Origin of the sequence: Actinosynnema pretiosum (assembly GCF_024171695.1) — a bacterium.
Lineage (GTDB): Bacteria > Actinomycetota > Actinomycetes > Mycobacteriales > Pseudonocardiaceae > Actinosynnema > Actinosynnema pretiosum.
In genome coordinates this window covers 136,006-151,839 of sequence record NZ_JAMTCF010000019.1, presented here as the reverse complement: position 1 = coordinate 151,839, position 15,834 = coordinate 136,006, and the positions used below count along the sequence as shown (strand labels likewise).

11 protein-coding genes are annotated in these 15,834 nt (G+C 73.5%); 6 read left to right on the top strand and 5 right to left on the bottom strand.

Going from position 1 to position 15,834, the window contains the following annotated elements:
- Positions 1–782: 782 nt before the first annotated feature.
- Positions 783–1,985, bottom strand: a complete 1,203-nt coding sequence (locus LV78_RS32220) for a 4-hydroxybenzoate 3-monooxygenase (protein ID WP_253849794.1) — start codon at positions 1,983–1,985, stop codon at positions 783–785.
- A gap of 190 nt (positions 1,986–2,175) precedes the next feature.
- On the opposite strand from LV78_RS32220, the gene LV78_RS32215 reads away from it, so the two are divergent.
- The 4 genes from LV78_RS32215 to LV78_RS32200 all read left to right on the top strand — a co-directional run bounded on the left by LV78_RS32215 (position 2,176) and on the right by LV78_RS32200 (position 7,695).
- Positions 2,176–3,213, top strand: a complete 1,038-nt coding sequence (locus LV78_RS32215) for an ABC transporter substrate-binding protein (protein ID WP_253849793.1) — start codon at positions 2,176–2,178, stop codon at positions 3,211–3,213.
- A gap of 266 nt (positions 3,214–3,479) precedes the next feature.
- Positions 3,480–6,650, top strand: a complete 3,171-nt coding sequence (locus LV78_RS32210; protein ID WP_253849792.1) for a sensor histidine kinase — start codon at positions 3,480–3,482, stop codon at positions 6,648–6,650.
- Positions 6,647–7,069, top strand: coding sequence for a roadblock/LC7 domain-containing protein (locus LV78_RS32205; RefSeq protein WP_015804121.1), 423 nt, complete (start codon positions 6,647–6,649; stop codon positions 7,067–7,069). Before LV78_RS32210 ends, LV78_RS32205 begins: the two co-directional genes overlap by 4 nt.
- A gap of 38 nt (positions 7,070–7,107) precedes the next feature.
- Positions 7,108–7,695: a GTP-binding protein gene (locus LV78_RS32200; RefSeq protein ID WP_015804120.1), complete on the top strand. Its 588-nt coding sequence runs from the start codon at positions 7,108–7,110 to the stop codon at positions 7,693–7,695.
- Positions 7,696–7,764: 69 nt separating this feature from the next.
- Here LV78_RS32200 and LV78_RS32195 read toward each other — a convergent pair whose 3' ends face one another.
- The 4 genes from LV78_RS32195 to LV78_RS32180 all read right to left on the bottom strand — a co-directional run bounded on the left by LV78_RS32195 (position 7,765) and on the right by LV78_RS32180 (position 12,491).
- Complete coding sequence (locus tag LV78_RS32195) at positions 7,765–9,720, bottom strand: diguanylate cyclase domain-containing protein (protein ID WP_253849791.1); 1,956 nt, start codon at positions 9,718–9,720, stop codon at positions 7,765–7,767.
- Positions 9,721–10,087: 367 nt separating this feature from the next.
- Positions 10,088–10,525, bottom strand: a complete 438-nt coding sequence (locus LV78_RS32190) for a hypothetical protein (RefSeq protein WP_253849790.1) — start codon at positions 10,523–10,525, stop codon at positions 10,088–10,090.
- Positions 10,509–11,120 carry an RNA polymerase sigma factor gene (locus LV78_RS32185; protein ID WP_253849789.1) on the bottom strand — a complete coding sequence of 204 codons (612 nt, stop codon included), beginning with the start codon at positions 11,118–11,120 and terminating at the stop codon, positions 10,509–10,511. Before LV78_RS32185 ends, LV78_RS32190 begins: the two co-directional genes overlap by 17 nt.
- Positions 11,121–11,276: 156 nt before the next feature.
- Positions 11,277–12,491 carry a S8 family peptidase gene (locus LV78_RS32180; protein ID WP_253849788.1) on the bottom strand — a complete coding sequence of 405 codons (1,215 nt, stop codon included), beginning with the start codon at positions 12,489–12,491 and terminating at the stop codon, positions 11,277–11,279.
- A 78-nt stretch (positions 12,492–12,569) separates the two neighbouring features.
- On the opposite strand from LV78_RS32180, the gene LV78_RS32175 reads away from it, so the two are divergent.
- Positions 12,570–15,191 carry a CHAT domain-containing protein gene (locus LV78_RS32175; protein ID WP_253849787.1) on the top strand — a complete coding sequence of 874 codons (2,622 nt, stop codon included), beginning with the start codon at positions 12,570–12,572 and terminating at the stop codon, positions 15,189–15,191.
- A 129-nt stretch (positions 15,192–15,320) separates the two neighbouring features.
- Positions 15,321–15,827, top strand: a complete 507-nt coding sequence (locus LV78_RS32170) for a hypothetical protein (protein ID WP_253849786.1) — start codon at positions 15,321–15,323, stop codon at positions 15,825–15,827.
- Positions 15,828–15,834 lie beyond the last annotated feature (7 nt).

Sequence of the window (15,834 nt, the reverse complement as noted above, 5' to 3'; positions counted from 1 at the left end):
TCCGGTGACCGGGGGCGCGGGGGCCGCCCTTCGCGCTGTCCGGGGGCGAGGCGCCGCGCGTCGGGGGTGATCAAGACCACTGCGCGGCAACGGGAATCGCGCGGGCGGACGATCAAGACCGCTGTGCGGCAAGGGGGATCGCGCGGGGAGGCGGTCAACAGCGCTGCGCGGCAGGGGGAGCGGGACGGGTAGGCGATCAAGACCGCTGTGCTGCAAGGAGATCCGGGTGCGTGGACGGCCGGGAGTGCTGTGCGGCAACGGGAGCGCGGCGCGCGGGCGCTCAGCGGCGCTGTGCGGGGTTGGCGCGCCGCGTCGGCCACCGCGGGGCGGCGAGGGCGTTCGGCGGCGCTGCGCGGCGCTCGGGGTGGTGCGCGCGTCGCGGGGCTGGAGTTGTTGCGGTGACAGGGAATTCGATCGCCCGGCGTGCTCCGGATCGGTGCGGTCGCATCGGCCCTTCGAGGTGGAAACCGTTGGGGCGGTTGAAGGTCCGGTGTCACGGAGGGTGGTCGCTACGGGGTTCCGCCGGTGCGGGCGCATCGGTCCGGCGCGGGGAATTCGTTGCCGCAACTGGGAAAGCGGGTCCGGAGGGTCGCGCGGGCGGTGCGGAAACGGGGGCGTCGCGGGTCGGTCCGGGGCGGCGTCGCGCCGTCCGGCAATACCGGTAAAGCGCGGGGCGCCGGGGGATGCGGTCCCCCGGCGTTCCGGTCGTGCCCGCCGGGTGGCCCACCCGGCCCCGATCGGGGCCGCAAAAAGCGGGTGAGCCGATAAGCGGGGCGCCCGCGTCAGGGGCCCACGTAGTTCTGCGCGAAATACCCGACCGAGGACTTGGAATCGATCAGGTGTTCCAACCGGGCCTGGCCCAACCGGCTCAGGAACGGCTCGGGCGAACGGTGCAGCATGAAAACCATCCACTGCGAGAACTCCTGCGCACGCCAGACCCGGCGCAAGCACTTCTCGGAGTAGCCCTCCAGCCCGGAATCGTCGCCCGTTCGGAGGTACCCGATTAGTGCGGAAGCGAGCACCTCGGCATCGTGCAGCGCGAGATTCATTCCCTTCGCGCCGACCGGCGTGATGATGTGCGCGGCATCGCCGAGAAGGTAGAGCCGACCGAATCGCATGGGTTCCACGACGTGGCTGCGCATGTCCAGCACGCGCTTCTCGATGATCCGCCCCTCGGTCAACCGCCAATGGGAATCGCGCAGCGCCAAGCGCTTGTGCAACTCCGCCCAAACCCGTTCGTCGGGCCAGTTGTCCGGCGAATCCCCGATCGGCACCTGGAGGTAGTAGCGGGAAACCGTGGAATTGCGGAGCATGTGCCCGGCGAAACCGTCCGGGTGCAACGCGTAGATCACCTTGTGGGTCGACGGCGGGGCCTCGGCGAGCACGCTCAGCCACTCGATGCCGTGCTGGTGGGTGAACTCCTGCACGGCCCCCTCGGGGATGCTCTTCCTGGTCACGCCGTGGAAGCCGTCCGCGCCGCCGACGAAAGCGCACTCCAGCCGCTCCCGCTCGCCGGTCGCGGAGAGCCACGACAGCACCGGTGACGCGGAATCGATCCCCGACAGTTCGACGTCCGACACCGAGAAGCGGATATCGCCGCCCCTGGCCAGGTAGTCGCCCAGCAGGTCGCGCACCACGTCCTGCTGCGGATACACGTAGTGCGTTTGCCCGCCGTAGAGCGCCGAGTAGTCCACCTCGAACGCCTCGCCGTTCACCCGGAACTCGCAAGCGCCATGTCGATCGGCTTCTTCCAGGAGCCGTCCGGCGAGTCCGTGCTCGGTCAGCATCTGTACCGCGCGGTGCTCCAGAACCCCAGCGCGCGGGCGTGTCTCGATGTACTCGCGCGTTCCCCGTTCCAGCACTGTGCAGGCAATTCCTGCTTCGTGGAGGAGGTTAGCCAACGTGAGTCCGGCGGGCCCCGCGCCCACGATCCCCACCACGGCTTCATTGCTCTGTACGGCCCATTCGGAGTGTTGATTGCTCACTGCCTACTCCTGCCTCTGGACAGCCTGTGCAAAGATGCGCACCGAAGGTAGTGGATCAAACCTTCAGATGCCCGGTCGAACGAGGGCTCGTGAGCCACTCGCATCACGAAGAGTGCCTCCGGGCCCGCACCCCCGCACGGCCGCGCGTCATGCCCCCGCAATCTCGCCACTCCAACGGGAGAAGTCCCCCATGACTCTCAGAGTCGGCCGTTCGGCAAGAAGGATTATCGGCGGCCTCTCCGCGCTCGCCATGCTCGCCGCGGTCTCCGGATGCGGCCTGCTCGGCGGTTCCTCCGAGGACGGCTCCGCGTCCGAAGGCGGAACCTCGACCGCGCCCGGCCAGGTCGAGACGTCCAAGATCAAGCTCGGCCTGCTCAACATCCTCGACGTGGCCTCGGTCCACATCGCGATCAAGAAGGGCTACTTCAAGGAAGAGGGCCTGGAGATCGAGCCGATCATCATCCAGGGCGGCGCGGCCGCGATCCCCGGCCTGGTCGCGGGCAGCATCGACATCACCTTCGGCAACTGGGTGTCGTACTTCGCCGCCGAGGCCGCGGGCACCGCGAAGGACAAGGGCGGCCTGAAGCTGATCTCGGACGGCTACCAGGCCAAGTCCGACATGTTCGTGATCGTCGCCGACTCCAACTCGGGCATCAAGTCCCCCAAGGACCTCGACGGCAAGACGATCGCGATCAACACCTACAAGAACATCGCCGAGCTGACCGCGAAGGCGACCTTGGAGGCCAACGACGTCGACCCGTCGAAGGTCAAGTTCAAGGAGCTGGGCTTCCCCGACATGGAGGCCGCGGTCAAGAACAAGAGCGTCGACGCCGCCTTCATGGTCGAGCCGTTCATCGCCCGCTCGCACCGCGGCAGCGGTTTCACCACCGTCCTCGACGCGGCCTCCGGCCCGACGAAGGACATCCCGATCGGCGGCTACGCCACCACCGGCGACTTCGCCGCCAAGAACCCCAACACCGTCGCCGCGTTCCAGCGCGCGATGGCCAAGGGGCAGAAGGAAGCCCAGGACCGCAGCATCGTGGAGCCGGTCCTGCAGGACTACGCCAAGATCGACAAGGAAACCGCGACGCTGGTCCACTTCGGCGAGTACCCGACCTCGCTGGAGGCCAGCCGCCTGCAGCGGGTCGCGGACCTCATGCAGACGTACCAGCTGCTCAAGGAGAAGTTCGACGTGACCCCGATGATCGTGTCGGGCTCGGCGGGCTGATGGCGCCGGGGAGCCCGCGCGCCGGGCTCCCCGCACCTCCCCGGTCCACCGGACGGGTGACGGCGGCGGGACCAGCCCCCGCCCCGACCCCGCCGGAGCGCGGGAGAGGTGCTGATCGACTTGGGAACCACCGCTGACCTGGACCGAACGGCGGTATGAGAAACCCGCCCGTTCCAAGAGTATCCAGCGGGTTTCCAAGGAACTCGGCCGGAACTACCTCATCATCATCAACCAAACTGGCTGGGGGGCTGGGGAGTGTGCTGACGGTGCGCGGTCACGACGACCACGCCTCCGGTGAAGGACGACCGGAGCGAACTCAACTCGACGCGGGTGCTCGGGGCCGAGCGCCCGACCCAGGGCCCGGCACTGCGACCACGCCCACCGCCGACCGGGGCATCTCCCGGTGGCGACTGCGCAACTGGAAGCTGCGCAACAAGCTGGTGGTGGTGCTCCTGGTGCCCGCGATGAGCACGCTGGCCCTCGCCGGCCTGCGGCTCACCACCCAGCTCGACGACGTCGAGCTGTACGGCAAGGTGCAGCGCGAGCTGCAATTATCCGCCCAGGCAGCCGCCGTGGGGGACGCGCTGCAATTAGAGCGCGACGCGGCCGTCGGCTACGTCGCGGCAGGCCGCAAGAGGAACCCCGACGCCACCGCGCGCGTCGGCGAGCTCAACACCAGATCGGGCAAGGTCGACGCCGAGGTCAAGCGGCTGCTCGACATCGGGGCGGTCACCGCCGACATCGACGACACCGTGCGCACCGCGTACCAGAAGTCGATCCAGTCGCTCGACGGCCTCAACTCGCTGCGCAACACCGTCCTGGAGAGCCAGTATCCGGACGCCTCCGTCGCCAGCGCCTACGGACAGGTGCTCGACACCCTGCTCCAGGTCCACCGCGCGACCTCCGGCAGCCTCAGCAACGAGCACCTCACCCCGCTGGTCGGCGCCAACCTCGCGCTGTACACGGCGAAGGAGCAGCTCGCCCAGCAGAACTCGATCCTGATCTCCGCCGCGAACCGCACCGAGTTCGGCCCCAACCAGGCCAACGCGCTGCGCGGCGCGCAGTCCAAGCTGGACTCCGCGATCACCGACTTCACCAACGCGGCCAGCCAGGACAACCGGCAGAACTACCAGGACACCGTGTCCGGCAGCGCCGTCGACGCCCGCAACCGCCTGGTGACGCTCGCGCTGGTGCAGAACGACAACGGCAAGGCCATCTCCTTCAACGAGGGCGACGCCCTGCGGGTGGGCGAGGAGACCTCGGCGCTGCTGCGCCAGGTGTCCCTGGACATCGAGGACCAGGCCGAGCGGGAAGTCGTCCGGCTCACCGACGAGGCCAGCGCGCTCGCCTGGCGCGACGCCGCGCTCGTGGCCGCCGCGCTGCTCATCGCGTTCGCGCTCATGGCCGTCGTCGCCACCTCCATGCTGACCCCGCTGCGGGTGCTGCGCCGCACCGCGCTCGACGTGGCCCGCAACCGCCTCCCGGACGCGATCAAGCGCATCCGCACCCACCGCGACCCCGAGCGGGCCGCGGAGGAGTCCCTGGTGCCGGTGCCGATCCACACCACCGAGGAGGTCGGCCAGGTGGCCCGCGCGTTCGACGCGGTCCAGCGCGAGGCCATCCGGCTCGCGGTCGAGCAGGTGGCGCTGCGCGCCAACGTCAACGACATGTTCATCAACCTCTCCCGGCGCAGCCAGGCGCTCGTGGAGCGGCAGATCACCGTCATCGACCGGCTGGAGCAGGACGAGCAGGACCCCGACCAGCTGGCGAGCCTGTTCGAGCTGGACCACCTGGCCACCCAGATGCGCCGCAACAGCGAGAACCTGCTCGTGCTCTCCGGCACCACGGTCACCCGCCGCGTCACCAGGCCGGTGCCGATCACGGAGGTGCTCGGCGCCGCGGTGTCCGAGGTCGAGAAGTACGCCCGCGTGCACATCGCGCCCGCGCCCGACCTGCGCGTCCAGGGCCGCGTGGTCAACGACCTCGCGCACCTGATCGCCGAGCTGCTGGACAACGCGACCGCGTTCTCCAAGCCCAGCACCAAGGTGACCGTGCGGGCCATAGAGACCCGGCGCGGCGAGGTGTCCATCCGCATCCACGACCGAGGCGTCGGGATGCAGGAGCAGGACGTCGTCGAGGCGAACCTGAAGCTGTCCGAACCGCCCGAGGTCGACGTGTCGGTGGCCCGCGAGATGGGCCTGTACGTGGTCGGCCAGCTGGCCAAGCGGCACGAGATCCACGTGTCGCTGCGCAACAACGACGACATCGAGGGCGGTGTCACCGCGCAGGTGCTGCTGCCCGCGGGCCTGCTGCACCGGGGCCCGGACCCGCAGGGCGGCGGCGGTCGGCAGAGCCTGCCGCTGGGCCGCCCCGGCGTCCTCGCGCTGGCCGACCCGCCCGAGGTGGAGGAGACCGGCGCCGTCGCGCTGTCCGGCCTGCCCAAGTGGAGCCCGGACCAGATGCCGTCCGCGTTCGGCGAGGCCGCCCCCGAGCACGCCTTCCGGGGGCAGCCCGACCGGAACGGGGTGACGCCGCAGGAGACCACGTTCTCCGGCAGCTCGTTCTCCGGCACCTCGTTCGACTCGTTCGAGGACACCGGCGCGCACCGGCCGGTCGAGCACAACTCGTCCGCCGAGGGCCTGTTCACCGCGACCGTCAGCGAGACCGCGCCGCCGCGCGCGGGCAGCGACATCGACTACTCCTACCCGCCCGCGCAGCACCAGCAGCAGCGCGCCGTGCCCGCCCCCGCCCCGGCGGTGGTGGAGGACGACGCGTCCACCCAGCGCCTGCCGATCTACGAGGACGTGCTGTCCCGCTGGTTCCAGGGCGGCGACGAGGACTCCGGGGAGGCGCGGGTGCGCGGTGAGGGCAGGAGGCGCGGCGAGCACGCGCTCCCCGACGAGCGGGCCGAGCACGCCGAGGAGCACGACCTCGGCGCGCCGGAGCGCGGGTCGGACGCGGAGCGGACCGTGTTCGCCGAGCCGGTCGTGGACGCCCAGCCCGAGCCCGAACCGGCCACCGCGTCCGCGCGCGGGCTCGGCGGCCTGCCCAAGCGGGAGCCCGCCCCCTCCAAGGTGTCCGCCGCCGCGGCCGACTGGGGCTCCTCCGACGACAACTGGTCGACGGCGAGCAAGGTGCTCAAGACCTCCGTCGACGAGTCCACCACGGCGGGCCTGCCCAAGCGCGTCCCCAAGGCGCGCCTGATGCCCGGCTCGCTGTCCACCACCGCGACCCAGGCGACCGTGCGTCCCGGCGGCCAGGCCGATTCGGCCGGCGGGGTCGCCACCGCGCAGGGCCCGAGGTCCGCGGACCGGCTGCGCCAGCGGTTCGCCACCTACCAGCGCGGCCTGCAGATGGGCCGCGACAACCACCAGGACGATGACAGCCTGCCCTGGGAGGGCCTGTCGTTCGGCAACTCAGACAAGGAGCAGAAGTGACCTCCGCAGCCGATGAGCTGGAGAACTTCAGTTGGCTGGTCGACGACTTCGTCAACCGGGTGGCCGGTGTCGCCCACGCGATCGTGGTGTCGGCGGACGGCCTTCTCCTCGCCGCCTCCGAGCGCCTCCCCGTCGACCGGGCCGAGCAGCTGGCCGCCGTCTCGTCCGGCCTGGTGAGCCTCAACCTCGGGGCGGCGCGCTGCTTCGAGGCGGGCAACGTGAAGCAGACCGTGGTGGAGATGGAGCGGGGCTACCTGTTCCTGATGTCCATCAGCGACGGCTCCTGCCTCGCCGTGCTCGCCGCGCCCAACTGCGACATCGGCCTGATCGGCTACGCCATGACCAGGCTGGTGGACCGGGTGGGCGTCCAGCTCACCCCGGAGATCCGCTCGCAGCTGCACGTGGCGATGCGCAACTAGAGCACCACCCACCTCCTTACTAGGGAAAGCAGAGCAACATGAGCGGTGGAGCTCCAGCCGGCCGGACCGCCCCGACGACCACCTCGACGAAGATCGTGGTGGCGGGCGGTTTCGGCGTCGGCAAGACGACCTTCGTCGGTTCGGTGTCGGAGATCGTCCCGCTGACCACCGAGGCGGTCATGACGGAGGCCAGCGTGGGGGTCGACGACCTGTCCTCCACGCCCAACAAGGTGACGACCACCGTGGCCATGGACTTCGGCCGGGTGTCGCTGGACAGCGACCTCATCCTCTACCTGTTCGGGACGCCGGGGCAGCACCGCTTCTGGTTCATGTGGGACGACCTGGTGAAGGGCGCGATCGGAGCGGTCGTCCTGGTCGACACGAGGAGGTTGTCGGACGCGTTCGCGTCGATCGACTTCTTCGAGGACCGGGACCTCCCGTACGTGGTCGGGGTGAACTGCTTCGACGGCCTGCTGCACCACCGGGTCGAGGACGTGCGGGAGGCGCTGACGGTGGACGCGTCGGTGCCGATCATCCCGTGCGACGCGCGCAACCGGCAGTCGACGAAGCAGACGCTGATCACCCTGGTGGAGCACGCCCTGCGCAGGCAGCCGCTGTTCGCCTGAGCGACGTCCCGGACCCCCGGCCCCCGCCTGCGCGGCGGGGGAGCCGGGGGTCCGGCGTCTCCGGGGTGCTCAGCCCACCACGAGGTCGGCGTCGTCGTCCGCGCGCCCGGACACCACCAGCGCCCCCGCGCCGCGCACCATCGGCAGCAGCGCCTCCCGCGCCCTGCGGGCCAGCTCCGAGCCGTCCGGGGCGCCCGCCGGTTCCACGCCGTGCAGGCGCTGCCGCTCCAGCAGCGCCAGCTCGCCCTGGCCGAGGGTGAACCCGTGCAGCAGCCGCCGCACGCCCATGTCGGCCAGCACGGCCAGGTTGTCCTCGACCTCCTCGCCCAGCCCGGCCGCCGCCGAGTCCAGGCTCAGCCACAGCTGGCCCTCGGCCAGCGCCCAGCCGCGCACCGCGCCGCCCACCAGGCCGCTCAGGTCCGGGTCGCGGGACTGGTCGGCGGACAGCCGCACCAGCACCGGCAGCGCCTCCAGCGACGCGAACGAGCAGGCCTCGTCCAGCAGCCACTCGGCCAGCGCCCCGGCCAGGCCCAGCTCGTCCGCGTAGCGCAGGCAGTCGTCGTGCCCGACGGTGACGCCGTCGTGCTCCCAGCGCAGCCCGGCCGCCAGCGCGACCCGCTCGCCGCCCCGGTCGCGCACGTCCCGGTAGTCGATCGCGATCTCGCCGGTCTCCAGCGCGCCCGGCATGGCGGCGATCAGCGCCAGCCGCGACCGCTCCTTCTCGTCGTGCCCGGCGTCGTAGATGCCCCACTGGCCCTTGCCGCCGGTCTCGGCGCGGCGCAGCGTGCTGTGCGCCTGCCGCAGCAGCGCCATCGCGTCGAGCCCGCGCGCGGCCGTGCGCACGAAGCCCATGCCCGCCGACACGCCGACCGCGTGCCCGGCCAGCCGCACCGGTTCGGCGAGCGCGCCGTCGATCATCGCGGCCAGCTCGGAGATGCTGGGCGTGCCGGGGCCGTCCTCGACCAGCACGACGAACTCGTCGCCGCCGATCCTGGCCACGGTCGCCCGCTGCCCCTCCACCACGGACGTGAGCCGCCCCGCGACGACCTTGAGCAGCTCGTCGCCGTACTCGTAGCCGAGGCCGTCGTTGACGATCGCGACGCTGTCCACGTCCAGGTAGCACAGCGTGATCGAGCCCGGCCGCCCCAGCACCTCCTCCAGCTTGGGCAGGAAGCTCTGCCGGTTCGGCAGCCCGGTCAGCACGTCGTGCAGCGCCTGGTGGCGCAGGTACTCGCGCAGCATCCGCTGCTCGGTGACGTCCTCCACCACCGCCAGGTGGTAGCGCGGGCCGCCGTCCTCGCCCGCCACGACGGACAGCGCCACGTTCGTCCACAGCGGATCGCCGTTGGGGTCCAGGAACATCTGCTCGACGTGCGAGACGTCCTCGCCGCGCACGGCCATCGCCGCCCACTCGCCGCGCAGCCCGCTCAGGTCCTGCCCGCCGAAGTCGGGGCCGAGCATCCCGGTCAGCGCGGCGTTGCTCTCCAGCAGCTCGCCGTCCGCGTCGAACACCGCGATCCCGGCGGCGGAGTGCGCGAAGACCTGCCGGAACCGGGCCTCGCTGTCGTGCAGCTCGACCCGGACGCGCTCCAGCGCGGCCAGCAGGGAGGCCCTGACCTCCTCGTGCTCGCCGAACACCTGCAGGCGCAACCGGGACGCGTACCCGCCCGCGACGGCGCCCAGCAGCTCGGCGACCCGCTCCGGCGAGTCGGGGGCGCGCTCGGCCAGCGCGCGGCCGAGCACCTCCAGGGAGCTGCCCAGGCTGGCGTCGCCGGTGAACCGCGCGGTCACCAGCCACTCGCCGACCGCGACCGCCTCGGCGGCGGGCAGGTCGGGCGAGGCGAGCAGCTCGTCGAGCAGCCCGACGTGCTGGACGAGCTTGCGGCGCACCTTCGCGCGGGCGATGGGGCTGTAGGCGGTGCGGACCAGCTCGCCGGTCCAGCGCTCGGCGACCTCGCCCACCGAGGGCGCGCCCGCCCGAGGTGCGGCGCCCGTCAGGGGGACGGGCCTTGAGGGTTGGCTCATGTGTGGCTCTCCACCCGGAGATCAGATCCGCACATCATTCCGTAGGGTGCATATTCCCCGTCAAGTACCGGGACGAGGACTGTTCCCGCGTCGTTGCGGTTCACGCCACGCGGCCAACTCGCACTGATCGGTCACACCCGGAGCGGTTAATCAGCGCCACCACGTGCCTCTCGGACCACTTCTACGCACAGTGGCCAACCCTACTGGGTGGGGCTATCGGCTGATCGGGGGACATCCGAGGTGCGGCAACGGAAAAAGCACGTAGGGGGCGTGCCGATCGCCCACGGGGGCAAAGGGGCAGGCCGGGGCGCGGCGACTCTGCGTCAACGCCGAACCGCCGCGCCGCCCGACCGGGAGAACGCCCGACCTAGCCCAGGAACCACTCGGTGACCGCGACCCCGCCCACCCGCAACCGGGCCGCGCCGCGCGGGAGCGGCCCGAGCAGGAAGTAGCCCAGCTCGTCCAGCTCCACCGACTCCACCACCCCGGCCGCCGACTCCAGCTCCACCCGGCCGGTCGCGGGCGGCAGCACCTGCCCGGTCACCCCGGCGGGGTCCACCTCCACCTGCACGGACCGCCCGTCCGCGTCGAACACCAGCTGCCTGGTCGCCAGCCCGCCGCGCGCCCTGCCCGCCAGCTCGCCGTCCAGCAGCGAGTCGTAGCCGGTCACCAGCAGCAGCTCGGCGTCCACGTCCCGCCACTCGAACGCCGCCCGCCCGGCGACCAGGTACTCCTCGGGCACGGCGGGCGCCTCGGCCAGCGCGCGCCCCAGATCCGCCAACAACCGCTCATCGCTTGCCCACACCGAGCGCACCTCCCACCGGGTCCTCCACCGATCCCCCCGACAACAACCGCGCCACCGCCTCGGTCCTGCGCAGCTTCTCCAGGCAGCGCAACCTGGTCGGCCCGACGCTGCCCACCGGCACCCCCAGCTCCGCCCCGAGCGCCGCGTAGCTCGGCGGCGGGTCCGCCAGCAGCCTGGCCAGCAGCCGCCTGCACTGCTCGGGCAGCGCCCCGAACCCGTCCCGCAGCGCCTGCAACCGCTCCGCGTCCACCAGCCGCGCGTCCAGGTCCTCGCCGTCGGCCACGGCGCTCTCCTCGTCGGCCGGGTCGAACGGCAGCAGCCGCTGCTGCGCGCGCAGCACCCGCAGGCACTCGTTCCTGGCGGTCGTGACGATCCAGCCGGGCAGCGCCGCCGGGTCGCGCAGCCGCCCGATCTGCTCCACCAGGCGCAACCACACCACCTGGTTGACGTCCGCCCCGTCCGCCGGGCGCAACCGGTGCCTGCTCACCACGGAGAACACCAGCGGCGTGTACCGCTCGACGATCTGGTCCCAGGCGCCGCGGTCGCCTTCCGCCGCCGCGCCCACCAGCGCCGCGACCGGGCGTGCAGGGGTCACGTCCCCTCCTCCTGTTCGGCCGCCACCCGTTCCGGCCCACCACGCGCTCCGCCATACCCCACGGAGTGGGCAACCCCGACGTGGATACAACGCGAACGGGTCCGGAAGGGACCTGCCATGCGGGAAAGCCACCTGAAAGGAGCAAGCGCCCCGCCCTCAGGCGACGGCGACCCCGTAACCGGGGAAGAACTCCGACCCGGTCAGCAGGTGGCCGCGCGCCTGGACCGCCGTGAGCCCGAGCTGCGTCATGGTCGCCGCGATCCGCCCGGACACGTGCGGGGCCGCGAACGAGGTGCCCAGCCAGTACGCCCACCGGTCGAACACCTCGACGGCCGGGTCGCCCGGCAGCGCCCACCTGCCCCTCAGGTAGGTGGAGGTCCGGTTGCCCACCGCGCAGGCGTCCACCCAGTGCCCGTGGTTGCTGTAGCAGGCGGGGGAGCGCGTCCCGTCCCGCTCCTCGGCGATCGCGGCCACCCCGACCACGCCGGGCAGCGCTGCGGGCCACGACGGGCGGGTGGTGCCCTGGTTGCCCGCCGAGGCCACCACGACCACGTCCTGCGGCAGCGCCGCGAGCGCCCGCCGCATCGGCTCCGAGGCCACGTCGTCCTGCGTCGAGCAGCCCAGCGACGCGCTCACCACGTGCACCGGCCGCTCGTCGAACGAGGCCAGCGCCGCCGCGAACATCTCCTCGTCGCCGAGCCCGGAGGGCAGCAGCGCCCGCTCCGGGTCGATCCGCGCCGACGGCGCGGCCTGCCGCACCACTCCGGCCACGAACGTGCCGTGCCCGCCCTCCAGCGCGAACACGTCGCTGTGCGCGTACGCCGCGTCCACCTCGTCGGCGCGCGGCGTGAAACCGCCCGCCAGCCACGCCGGGTGGTCCGCCCCCGCCGTCGCCGACATGCCGGTGTCCAGCACCGCCACCACCACGCCCCGGCCGCGCCCGTCGGCGGGGTCCGGGTCGGGCAGCGGGGCCGCCACGCGCGGCGGTCCGCCGGGGTGGCCGTGCATGTTGCCGCCGTGCCCGACGGACACGTGGTGCGGTTGGGTGAACGGGGTCCGCTCACCCGGCCACGTGGCGGGGTCCCGCAGCAGCCGCACTATTGCGGGGATGTCGCGGGAATTGTTCTTCAGCAGCAGCCGGACCATTCCCGCGAATTCGCGGCCCCGTTCCACGGCGAACCCGCTGCGGCGCAGTTTCTCGATCACCCGAGTGGCGTCCTCGGGAATCGTCAGCAGCTGTCCTGGCCGGTAGAGGAACTCGCGGCCCTTCTCCGGGTGCAGCGCGACGTCCTTGTTCGCGCGGATCACCTCGTCGAACGCGGCGGTGTACAGCGCGGACCGGTCCGGTGCCGCAGACGCTTTCGCGGACAACTCGACCTCGCAGCGGAAGTGGCGGAGGTGCGAACTCAGGCAAGCTACCACAGGGCCCCCAGTAATAAGGTGGAGCGCGTGTCGGTGGTTTCCGCTTCGGCGGCCCTGGAAGCGCGGCAGCGGGACCCGCGCGCGGCCATCGGTCTCGGGCGCGCGGCGCTGGACGCCGCCAGGGCGTCCGGCGACCTGGCCGAGGCGTCGGTGGCCGAGCGCGCGATCGGCCTGTCCCTGCGCGAGCTGCACGACTTCCCCGGCGCGCTGCGGCACCTGCGCCGCTCGGTGCGCCTCGCCGGGGCCGCCGGGTCCGACCGGCTCACCGCGCTGTCCAGGCTCAGCCTGGCGTTCGCGCTGTCCAGCACCGGCAGGCACGCCCAGGCGCTGCGGGCGGTCGAGCAGGCGCTGCCCCGGCTGACCGGCGGCGACGCGGACATCGCGGTCATGCAGCGCGGCACCGTCCTGCACTTCCTGTGCCGCTACGACGAGGCGCTGCGCGACTACGACGCGGCCATCGACGCCGCGACCCGCACCGGCGATCACCTCGGCGAGGCCCGCGCCCGCAACAACCGGGGCCTGCTGCGCGCCTACACCGGTGGCCTGCGCGCCGCCGACGAGGACTTCGACCGGGCCGCCGCCCTGTACCGCGAGCTGGGCCAGGAGCTGGCCGTGGCCGACGTGCGGTGGAACGCCGGGATCTCCGCGCAGCGCGCCGGGGACGTGCCGGGCGCGCTCACCGCGTTCGCCGACGCCGAGCAGGAGTACCGCCGCCTCGCCGTGCCCCGGCCGATGCTGCTGGTCAACCGCCTCGAACTGCTGGTGTCGGTGCCGCTGCTGGAGGAGGCCCGCGCCGAGGCCGACCGGGCCATCGCCGGGTTCGCCGACCACCCGGAGTTCGCGCTGGGCCGGGCCGAGGCCGAGTTCTACCGGGCCCGCGTCGCCCTGCTGGAGGGCGACGCGGACACCGCCGCCGAGGTCGCCGACCGGGTCGGGCACGAGTTCCGCCGCCAGGGCCGCGACGTGTGGGAGGCCTCCGCCCGGCACGTGGGCCTGCGCGCCGGCTACCTCGGCGGCAGGCGCGACCGGGCGCTGCTGACCGCGATGGCCCGCATCGCCGACCGGCTCGACGCGCTGGGCTGGCGGGTCGCCGGGCTGGAGGCGCGGGTGGACGCGGCGCTGATCGCCCGCGACCTCGGCGACACCCGCCGCGCCGCCGCCGAGCTGGCCCGCGCCGCACCGGCCCGCCGCTCCGGCCCCGCGCAGGCGCGGGCGCGCGGCTGGTACGCCGAGGCGCTGCGGCGCGAGCTGGCCGACGACCGGCGCGGCGCGGCGGTGGCGCTGCGGCGCGGGCTGGCGCTGCTGGACGAGCACCGGTTGTCGCTGGGCGCGGGCGAGCTGCGCGCGCTGTCCGGGGCGCACGGGCAGGACCTGGCCCGCGCCGGGCTGCGGCTGGCGCTGACCGGCGGCGCCGGGGCGCGGCAGGTGCTGGCGTGGGCGGAGAGCTGGCGGGCGGGCGCGCTGCGGATGACCCCGGCCCGGCCGCCCGAGGACACCGGCCTCGCCGACGCGCTCACCGAGCTGCGCGCGGTCACCGCCGACCTGGAGCGCGCCCTGCTGGAGGGGCGGCCCGCAGGCGCGCTGCGGCAGCGGCAGGCGCGCGGTGAGCAGCGAGTGCGCGAGCTGACCCGGCGCGGCGGTGGCGGCGGGCGGCTGCTGCGCCCGCCGACCGTGCCGGAGCTGGCCGACGCGCTCGGGGACGCCGCGCTGGTGGAGTACATCGGCTCGGAGGGCGACCTGCTGGCCGTGGTGGTCGCGGGCGGTCGCGCCTCGCTGCACCGGCTGGGCGCGCTGGACGACGCGGCCCGCGAGGTGCGGCTGCTGCGGTTCGGGCTGCACCGGCTGGTCACGCTGCCCGCGCGGGTCGACCGCTCCGGCGGCCGGGCGGGCGTCGACCACGCCGCAGCGCGGCTGCGCAAGCGGTTGCTCGACCCCCTCGAACGGCGCGTCGACGGCCGCGACCTGGTGCTGGCGCCCACCGGCGCGCTCGGCGGCCTGCCCTGGGCCGCGCTGCCCGGACTGCTCGGCCGCTCCACCGTCGTCACGCCCTCCGCCGCCGTGTGGCTGCGCGCGGCGACCGCGGGCGCCCCCGCGCCCGGCCGGGCCGTGCTCGCCGCCGGGCCCCGGCTACCCGCCGCGCGCGGCGAGGTCGACGCGGTGGCCGAGCTGACCGGCGACGCGCTGGTGCTGGCGGGGGAGGGGGCGACGGTCGACGCGGTCGCGGCGGCCATCGACGGCGCGCCGCTCGCGCACGTGGCCGCGCACGGCACCTTCCGCGCGGACAACCCGCTGTTCTCCGCGCTGGAGCTCGCGGACGGCCCGCTCACCGGCTACGACCTGCAGCGGCTCGCCGCACCGCCCGCGCGGGTGGTGCTCTCGGCCTGCGACTCGGGCCTGTCGGCGGTGCGGCCGGGCGACGAGCTGCTCGGGTTCACCGCCGCGCTGCTCGGCGCGGGCACCGGGGCGCTGGTCGCGCCGGTCGTGCCGGTGCCCGCCGAGGAGACCGCGCCGCTGGTCGTCGAGCTGCACCGGGGGCTGCGCGACGGGCTGCCACCGGCGACCGCGCTGGCGCGGGCCCAGGCCGCGCACGCCGAGCGCGGTGACCTGGAGTTCGCGGCGGGGGCGGGGTTCCTGTGCTTCGGCGCGTGATCGGTCCACTGTGGACTTTACGGGCGCGTCCACAGCGGACTCGGCCGGGGTTCGTCGGGGGCGGAAGTTGCTGCACCAACGGGTGAAAGGGGGTGTGGCGCCCACCCGACCTGTGGCACACCGGACGGCATGGACATCCGACGGACAGCGGCGCTGATCGCCGCCGCGCTGGTGGCGCTGACCACCGCGCCCACCGCCTCCGCCAGCCAGGACGCCTCGACCCCCGGACCGGGCGGGGGCCGCTTCACGGTCGCGCAGGTCCGGGACGACGACGGCCCGGAAGCCCTGCTCACCGCCCTGGACGGGCCGGACGGCAGGGTCGTGCTCGACGCGGAGGGCGCGCCGGGCAGCCAGGTGTGGTGGGTGGAGTGCTTCCCGGACGCCACCTGCGCGTTCAGCGTGCCGGGAACCGACCGCCACCTCAACGTGCTCGGGCGGCCCGAGGCGGGCAGCGAGGTCGCCACCACCTGGTCCCCGCTGTCCTGGCGGGTCACGCCGGTGGACAACGGCACGGTGCTCATCGCCCTGCGCAACAACCGCCGGGTGGGTCCCGCCGCGTCCCCGCTGGACGTGCACCCGACCCCGGTCGTGCTGGACACCGCCGGGCTGTGGCGGCTCGAGCGGGCCGAGCCCTGAACCGGGG